This window comes from Sphingomonas sp. SFZ2018-12, assembly GCF_022496715.1.
GTDB lineage: Bacteria > Pseudomonadota > Alphaproteobacteria > Sphingomonadales > Sphingomonadaceae > Sphingomonas.
In genome coordinates this window covers 122,812-145,394 of record NZ_WTFM01000005.1, presented here as the reverse complement: position 1 = coordinate 145,394, position 22,583 = coordinate 122,812, and the positions used below count along the sequence as shown (strand labels likewise).

The following is a 22,583-nucleotide window of genomic DNA, read 5'->3' as shown; positions in this document are numbered from 1 at the left end:
AAGCTTAGAGCAGAAAAAGCTGGGAGAATGGAATGCGCCGATCGGCACTGTCATTTTGCGCGATGGGGCTGGCTGTTCTGGCGAGTTTGCCGGCCGTACCGGTCGCCGCGCAGCAGGAGCCAGCCGTGCAGCCCGAAAAATGGCCGGCGCCGACCTGGCCCCGTCCGCGCGACCCTGCCGTGGAGCAACGGATCGCCGACCTGATCGATCGCATGACGCTGGAGGAGAAGGTCGGGCAAGTCATCCAGGCCGACATCGCCAGCGTCACGCCCGAAGAGGTGCGGCGCTATCATCTCGGCTCGATCCTGAACGGCGGCAACAGCGGGCCCGGCGGCGACGATCTGGCACCGCCGGCGAAGTGGCTCGAACTCGCCGACGAGATGTGGACGGCATCGGTCGATCGGACGGGCGGGCGGACGGGCGTTCCCGTGCTGTGGGGTACCGACGCGGTTCACGGGCACAGCAACATCGTTGGTGCCACGCTGTTCCCGCACAATATCGGGCTTGGCGCCGCGAATGATCCCGATCTGATCGAGCGGATCGGTCGCGCCACCGCGATCGAGATCCGCACCACCGGACAGGAATGGACCTTCGCACCGACACTGACCGTGCCACAGGATTACCGCTGGGGCCGCGCCTATGAGGGCTATTCGTCCGACCCCGCGCTGGTCAGCCTCTATGCCGACCGGATGGTCCGGGGGCTTCAGGGCGAACCGGGCGACACCCCGCTGCTCGACGGGCCGCACGTCCTGGCCAGCACCAAGCATTTCATCGCCGATGGCGGCACCACCGAGGGCCGCGACCAGGGCGACGCGGCGATTTCCGAAGACGATCTGCGCCGCGTCCACGGTGCGCCGTATCAGCAGGCGATCTCCGCCGGCGTCGGCACGATCATGACGAGCTTCTCCAGCTGGCAGGGTACCAAGATCGCCGGCCACAAGGGGCTTGTGACCGACGTGCTGAAGAAGCGCATGAATTTCGACGGCTTCGTCGTGACCGACTGGAATGCGCACGGTCAGATCGCCGGCTGCACCAATGCAAGCTGCCCACGCGCGATCAACGCCGGGGTCGACATGTACATGGCGCCCGATACCTGGCGCGCGCTGTACGACTCGCTGCTTGCCCAGGCGAAAGACGGCACCGTGCCGATCGCGCAGCTGGACGAAGCGGTGCGCCGCGTCCTGCGGGTCAAGGCCTGGATCGGGCTGCTTGACGCGCCCAAGCCATCCGAACGGGCGTTCTCCGGGCGCTTCGAGCTGCTGGGCGCGCCCGATCACCGTGCCCTGGCGCGCGAAGCCGTCGCCAAATCGCTCGTCCTGCTCAAACGCCGGGACGCCGTGCTGCCGCTTCGCCCCGGTGGCCGCATCCTGGTGGTTGGCGAGGCTGCGGACGATATCGCTCGCCAGTCCGGCGGCTGGACGCTGTCGTGGCAGGGCACCGGGCTGACCAACGCCCACTTTCCCGGCGCGACATCGATCTGGTCGGCGATCGCGAATGCCGCCCGGCAGGGTGGCGGCACTGCGACGCTTGCCCCGGATGGCCGCTGGCAGGGCCCCAAGCCCGATGTGGCGGTCGTCGTGTTCGGCGAGACGCCTTATGCCGAGTTCCAGGGCGACCTGAAGGCACTGCAGCTTCGGCCCGAGCTGCGCGGCCATGTCGAGGTGATGCGCCGGCTGAAGTCGGCGGGCATTCCAATCGTCGCGGTGATGCTCACCGGACGACCGCTGTTCATCAATCCCGAACTCAACCTGGCGGACGCACTGGTCGTCGCGTGGCTCCCCGGTTCCGAAGGCGCGGGGGTCGCCGATGGCCTGTTCGGGCGCACACCCTTTACCGGTCGGCTTCCGGCGGACTGGCCGCTTACCGCACAGGCCGACGGACCCGTCCTGTTTCGGCGCGGCTTCGGCCCGGCGCCGGCAGCGACGTGGCGGCCGCTGCCCGAGGCCTCCGGCGTGGCCGAGACCGGCGCCGTCGGCGTCTTCTTCGACGCTGGCCGACCGTCGCCGTCCTGGTCGTTCCAGATCAGCGACGCGACGGGCAACAGCACCCGCGTCACCCAGGTGCCGACCGTCGCGCCGGATAGTCGCGTGCAGGTGACGGCAGTCGATCATCTACGCCAGGAGGATGCACGTCGCGTCGCGATGGCGGGCGGTGCCGCGCAAATCGTCGAGCTGACCACCCAGATGCCTGTCGATCTGTCGCGTGAAACGAATGGCGACGTGATGCTGGTCCTGACGATTCGCGTTGAGCAGCCGTCCTCGGCACCCGTGCAGTCGCTGGTCGGCTGCGGAACCGGGTGCGGCGCAGCGGTGCCGTTGCCAGAACTGTCGCAGCCCTCGCCCAAGGGCTGGCAGCGGATCGGCATCCCCCTCAAATGCTTCGCCCGGGCCGGCGCGGACATGAGCCGGATCGACGCCCCGTTTCGGATAGCAACCGCTGGCGCGCTGACGTTCAGCCTGTCGCGTGTGGCGCTCGGGACGGATGCGGACGTGATCTCCACATGCGGCGACAGGCCAAAGTAGCTGCATCGAACGAAACCGGTCGACATGCGAACGGCGTCGAAACAATACGCACCAGTCCAACACCCGCCGTCAGTAATCGGCCGCAAATCTGTCGTCCATGCGCCCCATAGCGATTGTCTGCTTTCCGGGGCTGACTGCCAAAAGCGGCCTATCGGCTGAGGGCCCAGTAGCTGCCATCGTAGCGTCGGGGCCCGCTAAATGGCGGGAAGTGGGCCGGAACCGGACTAGCAGCTTTAGGAGCGGGCAGACCGCATCGACCGACCGCTTCCGATCCCAAAGAGGCCGCGTCGATGAACAGGAAAGTTGCAGCGCCGGGGGTGACATACGTCATGTCGTTGCGCTGACGTCGGGCACTGCTGCGCCATGTGGTGGCGGGCTAGATCGGGCTCCACAGTCAGGAGGACGATCATGCTGCCCAACCCCTCATCGACCATCGCTTCGCTTGAAGCCGCGACCAAGGCATATGGCGCGCACAGGGTGCTTGATGGTTTCGACTTCGCGCTTGAGGCCGGATCGGTCACTGCGCTGCTTGGACCCAATGGTGCGGGCAAATCCACCGTTGCGGGGCTGCTGACCGGTCGCTTGCGAGCCGATGCAGGCACGGTCAACCTCTTCGGCCGCGATCCCTCTGACCCGTTGGCCCGGGCGCGCATTGGGGTCATGCTGCAGGCGGGTGGCCTGCCCGACACCCTGACCGTGGCCGAAGCGGTCAATCTGCACGCGGGCTATTTCGCCCGCCGCCTGCCGACCGCAGCGGTGCTCGAACAGGCGGGCCTCACCGCACTGTCGGGCCGCCGCTGCGATCGGCTGTCGGGCGGCGAGGCGCGCAAAGTACAGTTCGCCATGGCGATTGCCGGGTCGCCGGATCTGCTGGTGCTGGACGAACCGACCACCGGCTTCGACCCCGAATCCCGCCGGGCGATGTGGGACGTTGTCCGCGCCAAGGTTGATGTGGGCACCGCCGTCCTGCTCGCCACGCACCATATGGACGAGGCCGATGCGCTGGCTGACCGTATCGTGGTGATCGCCGATGGCCGCATCGTCGCCGATGGCGCTCCGGCCGCGATCAAGGCGAGGGTGGCGGCGACCGCGATCCGGCTGCGCACGCGGCTGGCGGCAGACCGCTTCCGCGCGCTGCCCGGAGTGGTCAAAGCCGAGACAGTCGGCGCAGACCTTTCGCTGCTGACCACCGCGCCGCGCCTGACGCTGGAGGCCGCCTTCGCGATCGACCCGGCCCTCGCCCATTTCGAAGTCACCGGGGCAAGCCTTGAAGATGCCCTCGCCAATCTTGTCCAGTCCAACCGCACAACCGCTCTGAAGGAGGCCGCATGATGACCACCGCGCTGATCGCCCCCGCACCCGCCGTCTATGCCCGCGAAAGCTGGGCCGAGATCGTCAAGTCGGCGCGGATGCCGCAATTCATCATCCCCACCATCGCCCTGCCGCCGGCCTTCTACGCCCTGTTCGCGCTCGCGATGGGGCAGGGCAGCGCGGAAGGCGCGACCCGCGCGCTGGCCACCTTCGGGGTGTTTGCGGTGATGGGCCCGGCGCTGTTCGGCTTCGGCGCGAACATTGCTGCCGAACGGGAAAGCGGGCAGCTTGAGCTGAAGCGCCTCTCGCCCATGCCCGCAGGCGCGCAGATCGCCGCCAAGCTGGCTGCGACCGCGGCCTTCAGCTTGGTCGCCTTCGTGCTGCTTTATGGGCTGGGACTGGCGGGGGGCGTCGCCCTTACCGCATCGCAGTGGGCGATGCTCGTTTGCGTCCACACCCTCGCCATCATCCCCTTCGCGCTGATCGGGCTTGGCATCGGCTACCGGCTTGGCCAGAAAGGCGCGATTGCGGTGGCCAATATCGTGTTTCTGGCGCTGGCCGTGCTGGGGGGCCTGTGGATGCCGATTGCCGTGCTGCCCGATGCGATGCAGGCCATCGCCTGGGCCCTGCCGTCCTATCACCTTGGCGAAATGGCGCTGATGGCGGCAGGTCAGCGTGAAGCGTCCAACCTGTCGCTCCACGCCGGGCCGCTGGTGCTGATCACGCTGGCCGCTGCGCTGTTCGCCTGGACGGGCGAGAAGGCGCAGGCGAGGTAAGATGGCCAAGGCCGAGCAAAACGCGAAGGCTGGGGGCCGGGTGCTCAGGTGGGAAGCCATCGACCATCCGGCCATCTGGCTTGCCTACCTGCCGCTGTTCTTCATCCCATGGGCCATCAAGCTGCCGAGCACGGTGCAGATGATCGCAGCCGGGATTGGCTTGGCGATGTTTCTGGGGGTCTATTTCCTGTCGCTGAAGGCGGGGGGCTGGCAGCTGATCGGCTTTGCCTTGGCCGCCTTGCTGCTGTCCTTCGCGCTGGCCTTCACGGGCAGCAACTGGACGGTGATCGCGGTCTATGCGGCTGCGATGATCGCCGAACTGCGCCCGGCCTGGCGGGCGGGCCTCGGGGTTGGCGCCTTTGCGGCGGCCAGCGCGGGGCTGGCGTTGGCGACGGGGCAGCCGGCGTTTTACTGGGTGCTGGGGGTGTTCCTGATGATCATGGTCGGCATCGGCAACATCTCGCGCGGCGCCTTGCAGGACAAGAACCGCGCGCTTGCCGCCGCACAGGGCGAGGTGCGCCAGTTCGCCGCCGCGGCCGAGCGTGAGCGGATCGGGCGCGATCTGCATGATCTGCTGGGCCGCACGCTGACCCTCATTGCGCTCAAGGCCGATCTCGCCGCCCGGCTGGCTGACAGCGCGCCTGACAAGGCGGCGGACGAAATGCGCGACATCGCCGCCGCCGCGCGCGAGGGGCTGGCCGAAGTGCGTGCCGCTGTCAGCGGGATGACGGGCGCGAGCCTTATGCGTGAGATCGCCGGGTCCAAGGTGGCCCTCGCCGCCGCCGGGATCGCCTGCGAGGTCGAGGGCGAGGCCGAGGCCATCGATCCCGGCACCAGTGCAGTGCTGGCCATGGCGCTCCGCGAGGCGGTGACCAACGTGATCCGCCATTCGGGCGCGCGCACCTGCCGGATCGCGCTGATCCAGCGGGCGGGCGGGCTGGAGCTGAAGGTCAGCGACGATGGCGATGGGCAGGCGGTGCGCCCCGGCGGCGGGCTGGCAGGCCTGACCGCGCGTCTCACCGCAGCAGGCGGCGAACTGGCGGTCGAGGGCGACCCGTGCGGCACCCGCCTCACCGCGCGCCTGCCGCAAGGGGCGCTCGCATGATCCGCCTCGTGATCGCCGAGGATCAGGCGCTGGTGCTGGGCGCGCTGGCAACGCTGCTCTCGCTGGAAGGCGATATCGACATCATCGCCCGCGTCGGCGATGGTGCCGCCGCGCTCGAAGCAGTGCGAGAGCATAAGCCCGATATCCTCCTCTCCGATATCGAGATGCCGCAGATGACCGGCCTCGACGTCGCCGAAGCCATCGCGCGCGAGGGACTGACGTCTCGCGTGCTGATCGTCACCACCTTTGGCCGTGCAGGATATTTGCGGCGCGCGATGGATGCAGGCGTGCGCGGCTATTTGCTCAAGGACACACCCGCCGATGCGCTGGCCGCCGCAATCCGCAAGGTAGCCGCAGGAGGGCGAGCGATTGCGCCGGAACTAGCCGAACTCGCCTGGGACGCGCCCGCCAACCCCCTGACAGACCGCGAGCGCGATGTGCTGCGGTTGGCCGATGAAGGCCACTCGAACAAGGAAATCGCCCGCCAGCTTGATCTGTCCCCCGGCACGGTGCGCAATTATCTATCCGAAGCCTCGGCAAAGCTTTTTGCCGCCAGCCGCATCGAAGCCGGCCGCGTCGCGCGCGAAAAAGGCTGGCTTTGACGCGCGCCATGACGCTTGTCACCTGCGCGCGCTGACACCCCGCACTGCCGCCGCCGCCGCAGATGCGGCACTCCCTCAAGCAATAAGGGAGTTTGCCGATGAGATGGAAGAACGCAGCGATGGTGACGGCGGGGATTGCCGCCTTGCTGGGCGGGGCGGCGCTGTTCAAGGGGCTGGCGCCGAATCGCTACGGCCTGCCGGAGATCGAGGTGCTTGCCCCCGGCGCGACCGGCAAGCGAATCGCGCAGGGCGAGCTTTTCGGCAACTACTTTCCCGCGCAGGGCCCGGATGCCGGCCCCGGCCCGCACCCGGCGGTTCTGCTGCTCGGCGGATCGGAAGGGGGTCTGGGCAGCGGTGCGCGCCAGATGGCGCTGGCCCTGCAGCAAGAGGGCTTTGCGGTCTTCCAGATCGCGTACTTCGGCGCGCCGGGCCAGACCGATGCGCTTGAGGGGATCCGGCTCGAATTGTTCGACAAGGGGCTCGATTGGCTCAAGACCCAGCCCGGGGTCGATGCAACGCGGATTGCGGTGATGGGCGCATCCAAGGGAGCGGAGGCCGCGCTCCTGGTCGCCGCGCGCCGCTCGGATGTGGCCGCCGTGGTCGCTGGGATGCCGACCAGCGTGGCTTGGAATGGGATCAACTGGGCCAGCGGCGGGCAGAGCGACCGCTCCTCGTGGACAGCGGGCGGCAAGGAAGTGCCGACCATGCCGTTTGGCGACTGGGATCAGGCCGATGGTATCATCAGCGTCTACCGCACGATCGAGGACCCGGCGCGTCAGACCGAGGCGGACCGCGCCGCGATCCCGATCGAACGGGGCCGGGCCGAAGTGCTGCTGGTGTGCGGCGAGGCGGAAACCATGTGGCCCGCCTGCCCGATGTCGCGGCAGGTCGCCGCGCGCAGCAAGGCTCGCGCCGGTCCGCCTGTCACCGTCCTTTCCTACAGGGATGCCGGCCATTTCGTGTTCGGCCCGCCGATCGCGCGCGATCATCGCTTTTATCCGCGGCTTGGAGAATATGGCGGCAGCGTGGAAGGCAATGCCGCAGCCCGCGCCCATAGCTGGCCGCAAGTCATCGCTTTTCTGAGGCGCGCTATGGTGGATACCTGAACAACTTCGGCAAGGCTGATCCGGCGCTGGTACGTGAAGGCCGACGATCCGTTCGCGGTCGTTCGATCGGCCCACCGCAGCGCGCGCGGTCCGCAGCCAACCCTCGACGCGTCACACGGTGCCGACCTGATAATGCGGCTTGCGGACCACGAGATCATCCTTGATCGAACCGCCGACAGCGTCGCCGTCCTCTTGCTGATTATCTCCCCGCCAGCGGAGGTCGTCATCTCGTCGTTCCAGCGCAACGACATCCGCCACAGCCTGATCGGGTGCTGATCGCTGCACTGCGCAAGGCGCATGCCATACTCGGCGCAGAGCGCGGATTGCCGACCCTGGATACCGCACCGACCTCGCCCTACGACCGCAACATCCCGCGGCTCGCATTCCTCGCACCTGACATCCAGCGGGCGATCCTCGATGGACGCCAGCCGCGCCATCTCAACCTGGAAGCACTCAAGCATGTCGAGCTGCCGCTGAACTGGTCGCGGCAGCGCGAGATGCTGCGGTTCCGCAAGTAGCAGAGTGCCTTTTCCTGCGAACAAACAATCTGATATTGTCGATTAAATGCCCTGTTCGGGCGATTAACAGGAAAACGTCTTTTCTGCCGCGGAGAATACGGAAAAGGCGGAGTTTTCTCAGGCCACACCGCGAACGAACTACTCAGAACGGCCTGATCTGGGCCTCAAATTCACTTTTTTCCCCTGTTATTTCTTGTTTATCAGGGAAACCAAACCGATGCAGGGGCGGCCAGAGACGGGCCACGCAAATGCCGCTTGATATCGCGGAAGAGACGGCCAGATAGATGCGGCCATTACGGTTTGGCGATCGCAAACCGGCCTGTTCCGCGGCTTTGTAGCATTTCCCTCAAAGCGGAGACGAGTGCTGGGGGTGGGTGGCGGAGCGGGAGGGATTCGAACCCTCGATACGGTTTTGCCGTATACTCACTTTCCAGGCGAGCGCCTTCGACCACTCGGCCACCGCTCCGCATCGAACCTGGTCGGTCGCCGCATGGAGCGGGGAGAGACCCGGGTTCGCAATTCAATCGCGCTGGAAGCGGCTGCACCTATCGTGCGGGGCGGGCTTTCGCAAGCGATTGCCGCGTGCCATGCTGACGGCCATGTTCACGCTCTCGCTTGCCATGCTGCTTGCCCTGCAGAGCCAGGCCCAAGCCGCCACGCCGCCACCGGCTGCGCTCGCGCCGACCGAAATCGTCGCGGCCGCGCCGGCAGCAGAGTGGCGGGCGATCGCGCCGGATGATCTGCTGGTGATGACGCTCACGCCCGACCGCAACGGGTCGACCCGTGGTGTCGTCATCCAGCTTATGCCCGCGCCTTTTTCCCAGCCCTGGGTCGCCAACATCCGCACGCTTGCCCGTGCACGCTGGTGGGACGGGCTGGCAGTGGTGCGCGTCCAGGACAATTATGTCGCCCAATGGGGCGATCCCGATGGCGAGGACCCCGTCAGGGCCAAGCCGCTGCCGGCGGCGCTGATGAAAGCCACCGAAGCGGAATATTCGGTGCGACGCGCCGCCTTTTTTGCCTGGACGCAACATCTGCGGGAAGCTCGTGCTGAAATGGCGGGGTCCGCAACAGATACCTTGTCCATGGAAGATCGGCTCAAACGCCTAGCCGAGACATCGCGCGGCGATTCGTTCGCCTTTGATGCGGGCTGGCGCGACGGATGGCCTATCGCCGCCGACTTGACCCGGATGTGGCCCGTGCATTGTTACGGAATGGTGGGTGTCGGTCGCAATCTGTCACCCGATACCGGCAGAGGGGCGGAACTCTATACGGTCATCGGCCATGCGCCCCGCCACCTCGACCGCAATATCGCGCTGGTCGGCCGCGTGATCGAGGGGATCGAGCATCTGTCCAGCCTGCCGCGCGGCACTGGCTCGCTTGGTTTCTATGAAAAGGCGGAAGAGCGCGTGCCGATCCTGTCCGTCCGGCTGGCAAGCGAGTTGCCGACCGACGCGCAGCCCAAGTTCCAGGTGCTGGACACCGACAGCACAAGCTTTCTTCGCTATGCGGAGGCGCGCGCCAATCGCCGCGACCCATTCTTCATCCGGCCGGCCGGCGGTGCCGATATCTGCAACATACCGGTGCCGGTGCGCCGGGCGCGCTGACGTCCAGGGACGCGGGCGCACCCGGCAGGGCGATTGCGAAGGGCTATTCCGCCGCCACGCCGGCGCGGCTGAACATGTCGCCTTCGCTGCCGGGATCCTCGTTGGCGGCGGGCGCCACCTTGATCTTCTGGCGCTTGTCGAAGCTCGCCCACACCTCGTTCCAGTTGCCGCGCGTCGCCGCCTTCGAATATTCGGTCGCGCGGGTTTCGAAGAAATTGGCGTGCTCGACCCCGTTGAGCAGCGGCGCGAGCCAGGGCAGCGGATGCTCGTCGATCAGATAGATCGGCTTGAGCCCGAGCTGGCCCAGCCGCCAGTCGGCGATGTAGCGGATATACTTCTTGATTTCCTTGGGCGCCATGCCGTTGACCGGCCCCATTTCAAAGGCGAGGTCGATGAACGCATCCTCCAGCCGCACCGTCGTCTGGCACATGTCCATGATCTCGTCCTTGACCGACTTGGTCAGGCAGTCGCGTTCCTTGACAAAGGCGTGGAACAGCCGGACAATCCCTTCGCAGTGCAGGCTTTCGTCGCGCACCGACCAGCTGACGATCTGCCCCATGCCCTTCATCTTGTTGAAGCGCGGGAAGTTCATCAGCATCGCGAACGACGCGAACAGCTGCAGCCCTTCGGTAAAGCCGCCGAACATCGCCAGCGTCTTGGCGATGTCCTCGTCATTGTCGACGCCGAACTTCTGCAGATAGTCGTGCTTGTCGCGCATTTCCTGATATTCCAGGAACATGCCATACTCGCTCTCGGGCATCCCGATCGTGTCGAGCAGGTGCGAATAGGCGGCGATGTGCACGGTTTCCATGTTGCTGAACGCCGCCAGCATCATCTTGATCTCGGTCGGCTTGAACACCCGGCCATATTTGTCGTGATAGCAGTCCTGCACCTCGACATCGGCCTGGGTGAAGAAGCGGAAAATCTGCGTGAGCAGGTTGCGCTCATGCTCGGTCAGCTTCTGCGCCCAGTCGCGGCAATCCTCGCCCAGCGGCACTTCCTCGGGCATCCAATGAATCTGCTGCTGACGCTTCCAGAACTCGTATGCCCACGGATATTCGAAGGGCTTGTAGGTCTTGCGGGCTTCGAGAAGGGACATGGGATTACTCCGAGATAACTTTGGAAAAGATAATGAAGATCACAAACAGAGTGCCACAGATCGGAGATGTGACCATCAGCGTTCTGCCGCGCGATCGAATAGTCTCAACGCTCAATCTTGCGGGGATCAGCCCCGGCGCGGGCGTGCGGAACATGCCGCCAGCGAAGGAATCCCGCCATGGATTATGATCGAGCCGGCTCCAGCGGTAACCTAGCGTCATATTGGCCACCGCGATCGCTGCGACGAACGCACAAAAAATGATCGCGCTCATGACGCGCTTGCCCATAGGTAAATCAAGCCAAAGCCGCCGAGGAACAGGCCGAGCGCGGTCAGCATCATGCCGGCGATGCGGGCGGCATAGTGTGCCGGTTCGCTGCGAATGCCGAATGCGGCCGGCCGGGCGAGCAGCGCAAGGCCGCTGGTCCCGGCGACGGCGGCGACGCCGAACTGGATGGCGAGCGCACGGGTCACCGGTCGTTCTCGATCACGCGGCTGCGCCGGGCGGGCACGAAACGTTCGACATAGACAGTGCGCGACTGGCGCGCGCCGACCCCGAACACGACGATGCCCAGGCGAGCGGAAAGATGAAGCCGTGCCACAACCCGAGCAGGAACCCCGGCGCATCGGGGACGACAGCGCTCCCCACCTGCCGCGCGCATGCGGCGAGCGGGAGGAGCGCGATCATCGACACCGCCCGGGTCATTGACCGCTCGTCTCATTCGGCGCCAGCCGCCGGCTCTCCGTGACCGGTAAGCCGGCTTCGGTCGGCACATAGATCAACGTCGCGCGGCTGGATTCCAGCGCCTGAATCTGAAGGTAGCGAAGATAGCCTTCCGGTCCGCCAAGGCTGTTCTGAAGGATGGCGTTGGCTTCCGCTGCACCCTTGGCGCGCGTGACTTCTGCCTCCGCCAACGCGATCGCGCTTTCCTTTTTCGCGCGAGCCTCCAGGATCGCCACCTGGCGGGAGGACTGAGCCTCCGCCAATGCCGCCTCGCCAGCAAGGCGCTGCGAATAGACCCGATATTGGGGATAAGCGAACAGGGAGGCCAGCCCTGCCACGACGACAAGCACCGCAGCGATCAACGCGCATCCCAGGTTGCGGTCCATTGCTATCGCTCCCAGCTATCGCTCACTGGCACGCCAGGCATTCGTCGTAATCGGTGCTCTCGCCCAGATCGAACTTCGGCTTCTCGATCGTGTTGTCGGCCTCCACCCCGCCGGCGAAGCCTGCGCGCTGGACCGACTTTGAGCGCAGATAATAGAGCGACTTGATGCCCAGTTCCCACGCGCGGAAATGGAGCATCAGCAGATCCCACTTCTCGACATCGGCCGGGATGAACAGATTGAGCGACTGCGCCTGGTCGATATAGGGCGCACGGTCGCCGGCGAGTTCGAGGATCCAGCGCTGGTCGATCTCGAACGACGTCTTGTAGACATCCTTCTCCTCGGTGCTGAGGAAGTCGAGATGCTGGACCGACCCGCCCTTTTCCAGGATCGAATTCCACACCGCATCGGAATTCTTCGACTTCTCGCTGAGCAACCGCTCGAGATACGGGTTCTTGATCGAAAAGCTCCCCGACAGCGTCTTGTGCGTATAGATATTGGCCGGGATCGGCTCGATGCACGCGCTGGTGCCGCCGCAGATGATGCTGATCGACGCGGTCGGCGCGATCGCCATCTTGCAGCTGAAACGCTCCATCACCCCCATGTCGGCGGCGTCAGGGCACGGCCCGCGCTCGACCGCGAGCTGCATCGACGCCTCGTCGACCTGCGCCTTGATCTGGCGGAAGATCTTGAGGTTCCAGCTCTTCGCCATCGCGCCTTCGAACGGCAGCCCGCGCGCCTGGAGGAAGCTGTGAAAGCCCATGACGCCCAGCCCCACCGAGCGCTCGCGCATCGCCGAATAGCGGGCACGCGCCATTTCCTCGGGCGCACGCTCGATATAGTCGGTGAGCACATTGTCGAGGAAGCGCATCACGTCCTCGACGAACTGCTTGTCGTCCTTCCACTCGTCCCAGGTTTCGAGGTTGAGCGAGGACAGGCAGCACACCGCGGTGCGATCGTTGCCGAGATGGTCACGGCCGGTCGGCAGCGTGATTTCGCTGCACAGGTTGGAGGTCGAGACCTTCAGCCCCTGCTCGCGGTGGTGGCGCGGCATCGCCTTGTTCACATGGTCGCTGAACACGATGTACGGCTCGCCGGTCGCCAGCCGGGTTTCGACCAGCTTCTGGAACAGTGCGCGCGCGTCGACCTTGCCGCGCACCGACCCGTCCTTGGGGCTTTTCAGCTCCCATTCGGCGCCGTCGCGCACCGCTTCCATGAACGCGTCGGGAATGAGGACGCCATGGTGCAGGTTGAGCGCCTTGCGGTTGAAGTCGCCGGAGGGTTTGCGGATTTCCAGGAACTCCTCGATCTCCGGGTGCGAGATGTCGAGATAGCAGGCAGCCGATCCGCGGCGCAGGCTGCCCTGGCTGATCGCCAACGTGAGCGAGTCCATGACGCGGACGAACGGAATGATGCCGCTGGTTTTGCCGTTGAGGCCGACCGGCTCGCCGATACCGCGCACCGCGCCCCAATAGGTCCCGATGCCGCCGCCGCGCGAGGCGAGCCAGACATTCTCGTTCCAGGTCTCGACAATGCCCTCCAGGCTGTCGGGCACCGAGTTGAGATAGCAGGAGATCGGCAGCCCCCGGCCGGTACCGCCGTTGGACAGGACCGGCGTCGCCGGCATGAACCACAGCCGGGAGATATAGTCGTACAGCCGCTGGGCGTGCGCGGCATCGTCCGCGTAGGCCGACGCGACGCGGACGAACAGGTCCTGGAACGTCTCACCGGGCAGCAGATAGCGGTCCTTGAGCGTTTCCTTGCCGAAATCGGTCAGCAGCGCGTCGCGCGAATGATCGACCTCCACCGGGTACATGCGCGGCGCAATCGATTTTGAATCGGCGACCGGACGCGCCGTGTCGGCAGCAGCGGGCGCATTGGTGGTAATGGTGTCGTTCACGCGCTCGTCCTGCGTTTCCCTGAAATCCATGCCTTCCACCCCGTTCCTTGTCCGTTCGACTCGGGGCCTGTGCCCCATGCTATGCTCTTGGCGGGGGAAGCGCGAGAACAAAAAGTGTCCATCGCCGTGCCGGAGGGCGCGTTCGCCCTTGCCCGCGATATAGGATCGCGGACAAGCGTTTACCAGCAATTGGGTCGTTTCCCCCGTCCCAACCACTATAGATTGTGCCAACACGAATCCGGGCGCAAGACGGTAAATGACAGATCAGGGACTCGGCCATGCTCGGGGCGCATCAGCGCCGACACCCGGATTCCGCGACGCGCGGACTTCTGCGGCTTTCAGATTTTTCAAGAGAACATTGGTCGAACGAAAATAAATCGGCGACGGCGGAACGCGTCGAGTCAAACCGTGCGTCGGGCTGCAGATCAAGCGGTGCGCATCATGGTCGATGCGCCGAGCCGGGCGGCGTTGCGCAATGGCTCGACCGACCGTCGCACCCGCGCCAGGATCAGGCCGCCTTCCAGCGCCGCGATCGCCAGGTCGGCGCGCGCCGCAGCCGCTTCCTCATCATGCCCCGCCGCTTGCAATGCCGGGATCAGCCGCGCCGACCAGTCGGCATAGGCGGCCAGCACCGCTTGATGGATCAGGGCGTCTTCCGGTCCGGTTTCCTGGGCGATCACCGAAATCAGGCAGCCTTCGCGCCAGTCCGACTGGGTCAGCCAGCCCCCCATCGCGTCGGCGATCTGGATCAGGATGTTACCCGGCGCGACGCCGTCCTGCACGCGCCGGTCGATCAGTGCGGCGACCTGTGCGGCAAGGAACGCGACCGCCTCGGCGGCGAGCTGCGGCTTGCCGCCGGGAAAATGGTGATAGAGCGAGCCGCGCGGCGCGCCGGATGCGGCGATGACGTCGTTGATGCCGGTGCCGGCATAGCCACCGCGCTGGAACAGGCGGACCGCCGCGGCCAGGATACGCGCGCGCGTGTCGCGCGGTGGCTTCACGCCCGCAGCGTCGGCTCGCGTGTCACTGCCACGTACAGCGCCGGGTCCGGCCATGCGTCGTCCGCCTCCTCAAAGCGGAAGGTCTTAGGCCCGACACGGGTCGGGTCAAACCCCTTCGCCGCCCAGGCGTGGAGCGCGGGGTCATGGCCGAACCGGCAATCCGGTCGGCCGATGCGATAGGTCAGGCCCTTATAGTAGATGGGCAGCAGCGGCAGTTCGGGCGAGACGAAGGGCGGTGCGACGCTGGTCAGCGCGGCGTCCGGGCCGCAGGCGTGGATCGCGGCGAGCAGTTGCGCGCCGTCGCCGGCGGCATCGACGACGATGTCGAAGAGGGCACCGTCCAGTTCGGCGACATCGGCCATCACCTGCGCGCCATAGTCGCGGGCTATTCCCCGGCGCGCCGGGTCGGCGTCGACATAAACGGTGCGTCCGGCCCCGAGCACGACCGCGAGTGCGGCGGCGAAAATGCCGATCACCGGCACCATGCCGCCGATCACCAGCACCGTGCCGCCCGGCCGCCGCGCCAGTTGCGGGCCGACCGCGCGCCAGGCGTCGGTCGCCATGTCCGCCATGCCGATCATCGCGGTCAGATCGACGCCGGCGGGCAACGGCACCAGCATCGCGGCCGCGAACGGCACGCGCACCAGATCGGCGACCCCGCCGCCATAACCGCCGGCGCGGCCCATGCCATAGCTGGCCCCCAGCGGCACGCGCTCACACCGCCCGGTCGCGCCCGCCCGGCACATCCGGCACTCGCCGCACGAAATCTGTGCGGGCACGATCACCCGCTGGCCGATCGTCAATCGCTGCGCTGCACGCTCGCCCAGGTCGACAATCTCGCCGATAATTTCGTGGCCGATTGGTTCGCCGACCGCCAGCGGCATCCGTCCGGCGAGATACAGCGTGTCGAGGTCGCAGCGGCCCATGACGAGCGGCCGCACGATCGCGGCATCGTCGCTGTCCAGCCGGGGATCGACGGCCTCGCGCCACTCGACCCGTCCAGGCCCCGCAAAGACCAGGTGGCGCATCAGTTCGCCACCGGCGCGACCGAGGCGAGCATGACTGCGACCGGCGCGCCCCAGTCGTCGCCGCCGTCGCCGGCATGCACCTTGACCTCGACGCTCACCTGTCGCCGCCCTGCCTTGAGCACGGTGCCGACGGCGCACAATCGGGTACCGCGCGCGGCCTTGAGGAAGTGGATGGTATAGCTGGCGGTGCGGACATCACCCGCCACCGTCGCCGCGGCCCAGCTCGCCGCCGTGTCGGCCAGCGCGCCGACAATCCCGCCATGCGCTGCGCCATGATGCTGGCTGAGTTCCTCGCGCAGCTCGATCTCAATGGTCACGCCGCCGGTGTGGAGATCGACGATGCCGACCTTGAGCCAGGCATTGAAGCCCTGGCTGGCGGAAACCTGTTCCAGCGCGGCGCGGACGAGTTGGGGATCGGGTGAGGTATTCATTCCGAGTGACTAGACCGACCAGTCTAGAGAGTCGAGTCGGATCAGTAATTCATGTTGGCGCTTGACTGGTTTGACGTCAAACTATACAGGTTCGACATCGAACTTAATCAGCGAGTCGGGGAGTTGGCCTGTCGACCCGCATGACGCCGGGAGACCGCTTGTGAAAACTGATCCGATGCGCACCGAACTGCGCGCCTTCCTGACCGGCTTTATCGGCACCTTGCTGCCGCTGGTGCTGGTCATTGCCCCGACGCCTGATCCGCTTGCTGCTGGCGCCGCCCGTGGCGAGGCGGTGGCGCGATGAGCCCGCGGATCCTGTTGCTGGCGACCGCGCTGCTTCCCGGCGCTTGCATGAGCGGCGGAGCGGGATTGGGCGCGCTCGGCGGTGGGGGCGGCGTGCGCGGCGAAACCGCGTTCCGCGCGACCGGCCATGCCAGTGTGTTCCAGTCGGCGCACGCCCCCGAAGCCGTTGCGCAATGCTTTCGCGACCACGCGCAACTGCCGCCCCATGCACTGGTCGCCCCCGATCCGATCGACGGCGCGCCGCTCTATCGCCTGCGCTATCAGGATTACTGGTTCGAACAGATCGCCTTTCGTCGCAGCGCAGATGGGGGTACCCGGATCGAAATCCTGTCCTCCGCCGCCTATGACGCGGCGTGGACGGGGCGGTTCGTGCGCGACCGGCTGGAGCCGCTCGGCCGGTGCATGGGCCGCGACACCGATCAGGCCGGCACGCAACTGGCGGCACGGCGATGAGCAGCGTCCGGACGCTGTCGCGCGGGTCGCTGGGCGTGCTGGTCGCGGCGTCGCTGCTGCTGGCGGGCGCGTGCGCCTATCGCCACGAGGGGCTGGATCGCGGCCAGGCTTTTGCCGCTCGCCACTTCACCGACCGGCCGAACGTCGTTCACCCCGCCGACAATCCCCCGACCCCGGCCAAGGTCGCGCTGGGCCGCGACCTGTTCAACGACGCGCGCCTGTCGGCGGACGGCGCGCGGTCCTGCGCCTCGTGCCACCGCGCCGATCGCGGCTTCGGCGACGGCGTCGCGCGCGCGCCGGCGCGCAGTGGCGGGCAACTGCTGCGCCACACGCCCACGATCTGGAACGTCGCCCATGCGCCGTCGCTGTTCTGGGACGGCCGCGCCCCGACGCTGGAGGCCCAGGCGCTGATGCCCGTGATGGCGGGCGAGGAACTGGGACGCCACCCCGCCGCATTGATCGACCCGATCCGCGCGGATGCCGGCTATCGCGCGCGCTTCGCCGCCAGTTTCCCCGAAGAGCCCGAGATCAGCGAGGCGACCGTGTCAAAGGCGATCGCGGCCTATGAACGCACGCTGGTATCGGGCACCGCGCCGTTCGATCGCTGGGCGGCCGGAGATGCAAAGGCGATCAGCCCGGCGGCACAGCGTGGCTTCGCGGTCTTCGCCGGGCCCGGCAATTGCGTCGCCTGCCACCGCGGCGCGATGTTCACCGACGGCCGGTTCAAGGATATCGGGCTGCCCGACACCGATCTCGGCAGGGGCGGCATCACCGGCAACCGGCTTCGCGATCATGCCTTTCGCACGCCGTCGCTGCGCGAGATCGGGCAGACCGCGCCCTATATGCATGACGGCTCGCTGCCGACGCTGGCCGCGGTCGTCGATCATTATTCCGACCGGCTCGTCGAACGCCCGCTGGGCGCGCGCCGGGTGCAGCTGTCCCCCGATCAAAAGCGCGATCTGGTCGCGTTCCTGCTCACGCTCGACAGCGATCCGTCGCCCGCCGGCGATGATTAACCGAAAGGAGCCGAACCATGGCACTGCCCCGACGTCAATTCATCCGCCTCGCCGGCGGCGGCATCGTGCTGGCGGCGGGCGGTGCGGCCGCATTCGTCGCCACGCGGACGCCCGAACGCGCGCTGGAACCGTGGCGCGACGCGGCGGCGGATCACGATGCCGACCCGCGCCGGTTCGCGCTGGCCCATGCGATCCTGGCCCCCAACCCGCACAACCGCCAGCCCTGGATCGCGGATATACGCGCCCCCGGCGAAGTCACGTTGCGCGTCGACCGCACACGGCTGCTGCCGCAGACCGATCCGTTCAATCGCCAGATCACGATCGGGCTCGGCTGTTTCCTGGAGCTGATGGTCATTGCCGCCGCCGAGCGTGGCCAGCGCGTCGACCTGACGCTGTTCCCCGACGGCGAGGATGCACGCGGGCTGACCGACGGGCGGGTGGCGATCGCGCGCTTTCGTGCCGACGCCGCGGTCACCCGCGACGCGCTGTTCGCGCAGATCCTGGCGCGGCGATCGAACAAGGCGCCGTTCGACACCACCCGCCCCCTCGCCCCGGGCATGCTCGCGCCGATCCTGGCGAGCGCCCGCCACGGCCCCGCCGTCGGCGGATCGGTGGACACCCGCTCGATCGCCCGGCTGCGCGAATTGACCGTGCGGGCGCTGCGCATCGAAGTGGCGACGCCGCGAACCTATCGTGAGAGCGTCGACTTGTTCCGCATCGGCCGGGCGGAGATCGAGCGCAATCCTGACGGGATCGACTTTTCCGGGCCGTTGTTTGAAAGCCTTGCCCTCGTCGGGCAGTTCAACCGCAAGACGCTGGCCGACACGTCGTCGTCCGCCTACAGTCAGGGGATGCAGGCCGTGCTCGCCAACCCCGCCACCGCAATGGGCCATGTGTGGATGGTCAGCCGCACCAACACCCGCGTCGACCAGATTGCCGCCGGGCGCGACTGGGTGCGCCTCAACCTGGCGGCGACGCGCGATGGCATCGCCATCCACCCGCTCAGCCAGGCGCTGCAGGAATTTCCCGAGATGGCCGACCCGCATCGCGCGCTTCACGCCCTGCTCGCCCCGGGCGGCGGCACGGTTCAGATGCTGGCACGGATCGGCCACGGTCCGGTCGTGCCGCCCAGCCCGCGCTGGCCGCTCGCCGCCAAACTGGTCCGGGCATGACCGCGCACGGCCACCCGAAGGCGTCGACCGCCAGCGCCGCAGGCGAGCCGGGCGAACTCGGCCTGTTCGCCTTCTTCAACGAAATCGGCATCATCAACCAGCTCGCCTCGGCATTCTTCACCCGTCTGCTGCCGGATGGCGTCCATGTCGCGCACTTCGCGATCCTGAACCACATGGCCCGGCTGGGCGATGATCGCACGCCACAGCAGCTCGCATCGGCAATGCAGGTGACCAAGGCGACGATGACCCATTCGCTCCAGGTGCTGACGGCACGCGGCTTCATCACGCTTCATCCCGATCCCGATGACGGCCGGTCCAAGCGCGTCCGCCTGACCGACCGCGGCCGCGCCTTTCGCGACGCGGCGATCGCGGCGGTCGAAACCGGTTTCGCGCCGATCGCGGCGCAGCTGGCGGCCCTGCCGATGGCGGCGGTCACCGAAACCCTGCGCAAGGTCCGCATCGTCCTGGATGAATCGCGTTGACCCGCCCACCGGTGCCGCAGGGCCAGGGCGACATTACGACGAACGCACACCATATGGAAAATGACGGCGGGATCGGAATCGAGTGAGTGACGCAAGGATGACGGCCGTTCCCCATATCAACGCGATCGGCACGGCGGTGCCCGGCCATGACGTGCACGCAAGCTTCATCGCGTGGGCGGAGGCACGGCTGAGCGATCCGCGCCTGCGAGGGATTTTCCGCCGCATGGCCGGCCGCTCGGGCATCCGCCATCGCTGGTCGGTGCTGCCATATGCGCCCGGCGGCGGATCGCCCGTCGATCATGGCGGGTTTTACAATGGCGGCGGGGTGCCCGGCACTGCGCGGCGCATGGCCGTCTATGCCGAACAGGCCCCCGCGCTGGCGCGTGCCGCCGTCGATGCGCTGGCCGCGAAACACCCGCCGCACGATATCACCCATCTGGTGGTGGCGAGCTGCACTGGCTTCGTCGCCCCCGGGATCGATCAGCTGCTCGCCGCCGATCTCGGCCTGTCGGACCGCGTCGAACGCGTGCTGGTCGGCTTCATGGGCTGTTATGCCGCGGTCGCCGCGCTGCGTACCGCAAGCCATATCGTCCGTTCCGAACCCGGCGCGCGGGTGCTGGTCGTGACGGTCGAGCTTTCGTCGCTGCACCTGCAGTATGACGACCGGATCGAGCCGCTGCTGGCCATGCTTCAGTTCGGCGACGGCGCGGCGGCGGCACTGGTGACGGGCGATGCGGCGGGTTTCGCGATCGACCGTCGCTTTTCGCTGGCGATGCCCGACAGCGGCGACCTCATTACCTGGACCGTCGGCGATGCCGGTTTCATCATGGAATTGTCGGGCGAAGTGCCCGGCCGCATCGCCGCCGCGCTGGGCGATGCGCGGGTCCGCGATGCGATCCTGGGCGACCGGCCTGCCGACGCGATCGACGCATGGGCGGTGCATGCCGGCGGGCGATCGATCCTCGACGCGGTCGGGCACGGCCTGGGGCTGGCCGCCGATGGACTCGATCCCTCGCGCAGCGTGCTCGAACGCTTCGGCAACATGTCGTCGTCGACGCTGATGTTCGTCCTCGCCGACATGCTGGACGACCCCGCGAAGCGCCGCGGCATCGGCATGGCGTTCGGCCCCGGCCTCGCGGTCGAGGGCTTCGGCTTCCACCGCGCACCATGATGTCGCTCGCCACCCGCGCCCGGATCGAGGAACAGATGGACGCGCCCGACATCGCGCCCGCGACCTATGCCGCAGTGCTGCGCGACCTGTCGCGGGTCAACTGGTGGACGCGCACCGCCGCGCCGACGCTCGCCTTTCTCGATCGGGTCGCGCGGCCGGGCGAGCGCTTGCGCGTCCTGGACGTCGGATTTGGCGCCGGCGACATGCTGCGCGCGATCGCCGGCTGGGCCCGGGCGCGCGACATCGCGGTCGACCTGGTCGGCGTCGACCTCAACCCGCTGAGCGCCGATGTCGCGGCGGCGGCAACCCCGGCGAACGTCGCGATCGAATGGCGAACCGGCGACTATGCCGACCAGCCCGGCCCGTGGGACGTCGTGATCAGCAGCCAGGTCGCGCATCACATGACGCCCGCCCAGCTCGACCAGTTCATCGCCTTCATGGAAACGACCGCGCGGCGCGGCTGGATGATCAGCGACCTGCACCGCCACCGCATCGCGCATCTTGGCTATCCGCTGCTCGCCCGCCTGCTCGGCGTCCATCGCATCGTGCGCGAGGACGGCCAGCTGTCGATCGCGCGCAGCTTCCGCGTCGCCGAATGGCGCGAAATCCTGGTGCGCGCGGGTGTCGCGTCCTTCGCGCGCATCTCATGGCACATCCCGTTCCGGCTATGCGTCACCCGCGCGCGCTGATTATCGGCGGTGGGCCCGCCGGGGCGGCGACCGCAATCCGCCTGGCGGGGGCGGGCGTCGAGACGCGGGTGCTCGAACGCAGCACGGGGCCGCACGATACGGTGTGCGGGGGGTTTCTGGGCTGGGACGCGCTAGCGGCACTCGACCGGCTGGGCGTTTCTGCCGCCCGCCTGGGTGCGCACCCGATCCGTCGCCTGCGACTGGCGCATGGCCGTCGCGTGCGCGAGGTCGCCCTGCCCTTTGCCGCCGCGGGCTTGTCACGGCGCGTGCTCGACGAGGCCTTGCTCGCTCGCGCTTCTGCGGCGGGGGCTGGTGTGACGCGCGGCGTCAAGGTGCGATCGGTCGACCCCGATACCCGCAGCGCCGAACTGGCCGACGGCACCCGCATCATCGGCGAGGCGCTGTTCCTCGCCACCGGCAAGCATCCGTTGCGCGGCGCGCCCGCGCGCGGCGAGGCAACGCGCGACGGTGCACTGGGACTGCGCATCGGCTATGTGCCCGATGCCACGACGCGCGCGGCGCTGGACGGCGTCATCGAGCTCCATCCGTTCGACCAGGGCTATGTCGGCCTGCTGCTGACCGAGGACGGCCGGGTCAACCTGTGCCTGTCGAGCGCGCCCGCGCGACTGCGCGCGGCGGGAAGTGCGATGGCGCTGATCGGTGAGCTCGGCGGGGAATGTCCGCTGCTGGGCGAGCGCGTCGCCGGCCTCGCGGGTCAATGGTCCACGATCGCGGGCGTCCCCTATGGCTGGCGCGCGGCCGACGGTATCCACGGCGTGTTCCGGCTGGGCGACCAGGCGGCGGTGATCTCGTCGCTTGCCGGCGACGGTGTCGCCATCGCACTGCGGAGCGGCGAGCGCGCCGCCGCCGCGATGATTGCGGGGGGCGCACCGGAATCGGCACGCTATCAGCCGAGCTTTGCCCGTGAAGCAAAACGCCCGATCGCGACGGCGGGGGCACTGCGTTATGCCGCCGAACGACCGGCGCTGCGGCCGCTGCTTTTCGGCGCGATGGGGCTTGGTCTCGGGCTGGGACCCTGGCTGTCCGCCGCCGCCGCACGGCTGACCCGTATCGGATAGCCGGCGGCACTGGCCGACCCCGACCTTCGCACCCCTTGCCATCGCTGCAGCGCTGCGCCAGCCTTGACGCGACACGATAACATGGGGGTTTGCGATGCGATCGACTTT

The 22,583-nt window shown here is 67.6% G+C and carries 26 protein-coding genes and 1 tRNA gene; 17 read left to right on the top strand and 10 right to left on the bottom strand.

Annotation, left to right across the window (positions count from 1 at the left end; genetic code table 11):
* Positions 1-32: 32 nt before the first annotated feature.
* From GO308_RS16080 to GO308_RS16045, 8 genes are all read left to right on the top strand, one after another.
* Positions 33-2,522: an exo 1,3/1,4-beta-D-glucan glucohydrolase gene (locus GO308_RS16080; RefSeq protein ID WP_240886157.1), complete on the top strand. Its 2,490-nt coding sequence runs from the start codon at positions 33-35 to the stop codon at positions 2,520-2,522.
* A gap of 408 nt (positions 2,523-2,930) precedes the next feature.
* Positions 2,931-3,854 (top strand): ABC transporter ATP-binding protein, encoded by a 924-nt coding sequence (locus GO308_RS16075; protein WP_240886156.1) that lies wholly within the window; start codon positions 2,931-2,933, stop codon positions 3,852-3,854.
* Positions 3,851-4,609 carry an ABC transporter permease gene (locus tag GO308_RS16070; protein WP_240886155.1) on the top strand — a complete coding sequence of 253 codons (759 nt, stop codon included), beginning with the start codon at positions 3,851-3,853 and terminating at the stop codon, positions 4,607-4,609. The genes GO308_RS16075 and GO308_RS16070 overlap by 4 nt, the downstream gene beginning before the upstream one ends.
* A 1-nt stretch (position 4,610) precedes the next feature.
* Positions 4,611-5,714 (top strand): sensor histidine kinase, encoded by a 1,104-nt coding sequence (locus GO308_RS16065; protein ID WP_240886154.1) that lies wholly within the window; start codon positions 4,611-4,613, stop codon positions 5,712-5,714.
* Positions 5,711-6,316, top strand: coding sequence for a response regulator transcription factor (locus tag GO308_RS16060; RefSeq protein WP_066548830.1), 606 nt, complete (start codon positions 5,711-5,713; stop codon positions 6,314-6,316). The genes GO308_RS16065 and GO308_RS16060 overlap by 4 nt, the downstream gene beginning before the upstream one ends.
* A 143-nt stretch (positions 6,317-6,459) precedes the next feature.
* Entirely contained in the window at positions 6,460-7,422 is a 963-nt protein-coding gene (locus GO308_RS16055) for an acyl-CoA thioester hydrolase/BAAT C-terminal domain-containing protein (RefSeq protein WP_240886153.1), read from the top strand.
* Between the two features lie 33 nt (positions 7,423-7,455).
* The gene (locus tag GO308_RS16050) at positions 7,456-7,698 is read left to right on the top strand and encodes a hypothetical protein (RefSeq protein ID WP_240886152.1); all 243 of its coding nucleotides are present in this window, start codon (positions 7,456-7,458) and stop codon (positions 7,696-7,698) included.
* Positions 7,692-7,940, top strand: a complete 249-nt coding sequence (locus GO308_RS16045) for a hypothetical protein (RefSeq protein ID WP_066672729.1) — start codon at positions 7,692-7,694, stop codon at positions 7,938-7,940. The genes GO308_RS16050 and GO308_RS16045 overlap by 7 nt, the downstream gene beginning before the upstream one ends.
* Positions 7,941-8,315: 375 nt before the next feature.
* Here the strand turns inward: GO308_RS16045 and GO308_RS16040 are convergent.
* A tRNA-Ser gene (locus GO308_RS16040) sits at positions 8,316-8,406 on the bottom strand.
* A 121-nt stretch (positions 8,407-8,527) separates the two neighbouring features.
* Here GO308_RS16040 and GO308_RS16035 point away from each other — a divergent pair.
* Positions 8,528-9,547, top strand: coding sequence for a peptidylprolyl isomerase (locus tag GO308_RS16035; protein ID WP_240886151.1), 1,020 nt, complete (start codon positions 8,528-8,530; stop codon positions 9,545-9,547).
* Positions 9,548-9,590: 43 nt separating this feature from the next.
* On the opposite strand, the gene GO308_RS16030 is transcribed toward GO308_RS16035, so the two are convergent.
* The 9 genes from GO308_RS16030 to GO308_RS15995 form a co-directional block, all read right to left on the bottom strand.
* Positions 9,591-10,646 carry a ribonucleotide-diphosphate reductase subunit beta gene (locus tag GO308_RS16030; protein ID WP_066477928.1) on the bottom strand — a complete coding sequence of 352 codons (1,056 nt, stop codon included), beginning with the start codon at positions 10,644-10,646 and terminating at the stop codon, positions 9,591-9,593.
* Positions 10,647-10,650: 4 nt separating this feature from the next.
* Positions 10,651-10,917, bottom strand: a complete 267-nt coding sequence (locus tag GO308_RS16025) for a hypothetical protein (RefSeq protein ID WP_156454219.1) — start codon at positions 10,915-10,917, stop codon at positions 10,651-10,653.
* Positions 10,914-11,117, bottom strand: a complete 204-nt coding sequence (locus GO308_RS16020) for a hypothetical protein (protein ID WP_066548814.1) — start codon at positions 11,115-11,117, stop codon at positions 10,914-10,916. The genes GO308_RS16025 and GO308_RS16020 overlap by 4 nt, the downstream gene beginning before the upstream one ends.
* Positions 11,114-11,245, bottom strand: a complete 132-nt coding sequence (locus GO308_RS18680) for a hypothetical protein (protein WP_276616618.1) — start codon at positions 11,243-11,245, stop codon at positions 11,114-11,116. The genes GO308_RS16020 and GO308_RS18680 overlap by 4 nt, the downstream gene beginning before the upstream one ends.
* A gap of 100 nt (positions 11,246-11,345) precedes the next feature.
* Positions 11,346-11,753 carry a membrane protease subunit gene (locus GO308_RS16015; RefSeq protein ID WP_240886150.1) on the bottom strand — a complete coding sequence of 136 codons (408 nt, stop codon included), beginning with the start codon at positions 11,751-11,753 and terminating at the stop codon, positions 11,346-11,348.
* A 22-nt stretch (positions 11,754-11,775) separates the two neighbouring features.
* Entirely contained in the window at positions 11,776-13,680 is a 1,905-nt protein-coding gene (locus GO308_RS16010; protein ID WP_066548811.1) for a ribonucleoside-diphosphate reductase subunit alpha, read from the bottom strand.
* Positions 13,681-14,075: 395 nt separating this feature from the next.
* Positions 14,076-14,651, bottom strand: a complete 576-nt coding sequence (locus GO308_RS16005) for a TetR/AcrR family transcriptional regulator (RefSeq protein WP_066548808.1) — start codon at positions 14,649-14,651, stop codon at positions 14,076-14,078.
* Complete coding sequence (locus tag GO308_RS16000) at positions 14,648-15,679, bottom strand: alcohol dehydrogenase catalytic domain-containing protein (RefSeq protein WP_240886149.1); 1,032 nt, start codon at positions 15,677-15,679, stop codon at positions 14,648-14,650. The genes GO308_RS16005 and GO308_RS16000 overlap by 4 nt, the downstream gene beginning before the upstream one ends.
* The gene (locus GO308_RS15995; protein ID WP_240886148.1) at positions 15,679-16,110 is read right to left on the bottom strand and encodes a PaaI family thioesterase; all 432 of its coding nucleotides are present in this window, start codon (positions 16,108-16,110) and stop codon (positions 15,679-15,681) included. Before GO308_RS15995 ends, GO308_RS16000 begins: the two co-directional genes overlap by 1 nt.
* 175 nt (positions 16,111-16,285) lie before the next feature.
* Between GO308_RS15995 and GO308_RS18675 the strand changes: the two genes are divergently transcribed.
* The 8 genes from GO308_RS18675 to GO308_RS15960 all read left to right on the top strand — a co-directional run bounded on the left by GO308_RS18675 (position 16,286) and on the right by GO308_RS15960 (position 22,475).
* Positions 16,286-16,414 carry a hypothetical protein gene (locus GO308_RS18675; protein WP_269454190.1) on the top strand — a complete coding sequence of 43 codons (129 nt, stop codon included), beginning with the start codon at positions 16,286-16,288 and terminating at the stop codon, positions 16,412-16,414.
* On the top strand, positions 16,411-16,866 hold the full coding sequence (locus tag GO308_RS15990) for a hypothetical protein (RefSeq protein WP_240886147.1): 456 nt from the start codon (positions 16,411-16,413) through the stop codon (positions 16,864-16,866). Before GO308_RS18675 ends, GO308_RS15990 begins: the two co-directional genes overlap by 4 nt.
* The gene (locus GO308_RS15985; protein ID WP_240886146.1) at positions 16,863-17,882 is read left to right on the top strand and encodes a cytochrome c peroxidase; all 1,020 of its coding nucleotides are present in this window, start codon (positions 16,863-16,865) and stop codon (positions 17,880-17,882) included. The genes GO308_RS15990 and GO308_RS15985 overlap by 4 nt, the downstream gene beginning before the upstream one ends.
* Before the next feature lie 17 nt (positions 17,883-17,899).
* Positions 17,900-19,054 carry a hypothetical protein gene (locus GO308_RS15980; RefSeq protein WP_240886145.1) on the top strand — a complete coding sequence of 385 codons (1,155 nt, stop codon included), beginning with the start codon at positions 17,900-17,902 and terminating at the stop codon, positions 19,052-19,054.
* A complete protein-coding gene (locus GO308_RS15975; RefSeq protein ID WP_240886144.1) occupies positions 19,051-19,536 on the top strand; it encodes a MarR family transcriptional regulator in 486 nt (161 codons plus the stop codon). Before GO308_RS15980 ends, GO308_RS15975 begins: the two co-directional genes overlap by 4 nt.
* Before the next feature lie 97 nt (positions 19,537-19,633).
* Positions 19,634-20,707 (top strand): type III polyketide synthase, encoded by a 1,074-nt coding sequence (locus tag GO308_RS15970; protein WP_240886143.1) that lies wholly within the window; start codon positions 19,634-19,636, stop codon positions 20,705-20,707.
* Entirely contained in the window at positions 20,704-21,396 is a 693-nt protein-coding gene (locus GO308_RS15965) for a methyltransferase domain-containing protein (protein WP_240886142.1), read from the top strand. Before GO308_RS15970 ends, GO308_RS15965 begins: the two co-directional genes overlap by 4 nt.
* The gene (locus GO308_RS15960) at positions 21,375-22,475 is read left to right on the top strand and encodes an FAD-dependent monooxygenase (RefSeq protein ID WP_240886141.1); all 1,101 of its coding nucleotides are present in this window, start codon (positions 21,375-21,377) and stop codon (positions 22,473-22,475) included. The genes GO308_RS15965 and GO308_RS15960 overlap by 22 nt, the downstream gene beginning before the upstream one ends.
* Positions 22,476-22,583: the final 108 nt, after the last annotated feature.

Excerpts from the sequence above, each read along its gene's own strand:
- GO308_RS16075 (WP_240886156.1), top strand. The coding sequence starts at position 2,931 with ATGCTGCCCAACCCCTCATCGACCATCGCTTCGCTTGAAGCCGCGACC.
- GO308_RS16030 (WP_066477928.1), bottom strand. The coding sequence starts at position 10,646 with ATGTCCCTTCTCGAAGCCCGCAAGACCTACAAGCCCTTCGAATATCCG.
- GO308_RS18675 (WP_269454190.1), top strand. The coding sequence starts at position 16,286 with ATGCGCACCGAACTGCGCGCCTTCCTGACCGGCTTTATCGGCACCTTG.
- GO308_RS15960 (WP_240886141.1), top strand. The coding sequence starts at position 21,375 with ATGCGTCACCCGCGCGCGCTGATTATCGGCGGTGGGCCCGCCGGGGCG.
- GO308_RS15985 (WP_240886146.1), top strand. The coding sequence starts at position 16,863 with ATGAGCAGCGTCCGGACGCTGTCGCGCGGGTCGCTGGGCGTGCTGGTC.
- GO308_RS15970 (WP_240886143.1), top strand. The coding sequence starts at position 19,634 with ATGACGGCCGTTCCCCATATCAACGCGATCGGCACGGCGGTGCCCGGC.
- GO308_RS16010 (WP_066548811.1), bottom strand. The coding sequence starts at position 13,680 with ATGGATTTCAGGGAAACGCAGGACGAGCGCGTGAACGACACCATTACC.
- GO308_RS16000 (WP_240886149.1), bottom strand. The coding sequence starts at position 15,679 with ATGCGCCACCTGGTCTTTGCGGGGCCTGGACGGGTCGAGTGGCGCGAG.
- GO308_RS16060 (WP_066548830.1), top strand. The coding sequence starts at position 5,711 with ATGATCCGCCTCGTGATCGCCGAGGATCAGGCGCTGGTGCTGGGCGCG.
- GO308_RS16070 (WP_240886155.1), top strand. The coding sequence starts at position 3,851 with ATGATGACCACCGCGCTGATCGCCCCCGCACCCGCCGTCTATGCCCGC.
- GO308_RS16025 (WP_156454219.1), bottom strand. The coding sequence starts at position 10,917 with ATGAGCGCGATCATTTTTTGTGCGTTCGTCGCAGCGATCGCGGTGGCC.
- GO308_RS16080 (WP_240886157.1), top strand. The coding sequence starts at position 33 with ATGCGCCGATCGGCACTGTCATTTTGCGCGATGGGGCTGGCTGTTCTG.
- GO308_RS15965 (WP_240886142.1), top strand. The coding sequence starts at position 20,704 with ATGATGTCGCTCGCCACCCGCGCCCGGATCGAGGAACAGATGGACGCG.
- GO308_RS16035 (WP_240886151.1), top strand. The coding sequence starts at position 8,528 with ATGCTGACGGCCATGTTCACGCTCTCGCTTGCCATGCTGCTTGCCCTG.
- GO308_RS15990 (WP_240886147.1), top strand. The coding sequence starts at position 16,411 with ATGAGCCCGCGGATCCTGTTGCTGGCGACCGCGCTGCTTCCCGGCGCT.
- GO308_RS15980 (WP_240886145.1), top strand. The coding sequence starts at position 17,900 with ATGGCACTGCCCCGACGTCAATTCATCCGCCTCGCCGGCGGCGGCATC.
- GO308_RS15975 (WP_240886144.1), top strand. The coding sequence starts at position 19,051 with ATGACCGCGCACGGCCACCCGAAGGCGTCGACCGCCAGCGCCGCAGGC.
- GO308_RS15995 (WP_240886148.1), bottom strand. The coding sequence starts at position 16,110 with ATGAATACCTCACCCGATCCCCAACTCGTCCGCGCCGCGCTGGAACAG.
- GO308_RS16015 (WP_240886150.1), bottom strand. The coding sequence starts at position 11,753 with ATGGACCGCAACCTGGGATGCGCGTTGATCGCTGCGGTGCTTGTCGTC.
- GO308_RS16065 (WP_240886154.1), top strand. The coding sequence starts at position 4,611 with ATGGCCAAGGCCGAGCAAAACGCGAAGGCTGGGGGCCGGGTGCTCAGG.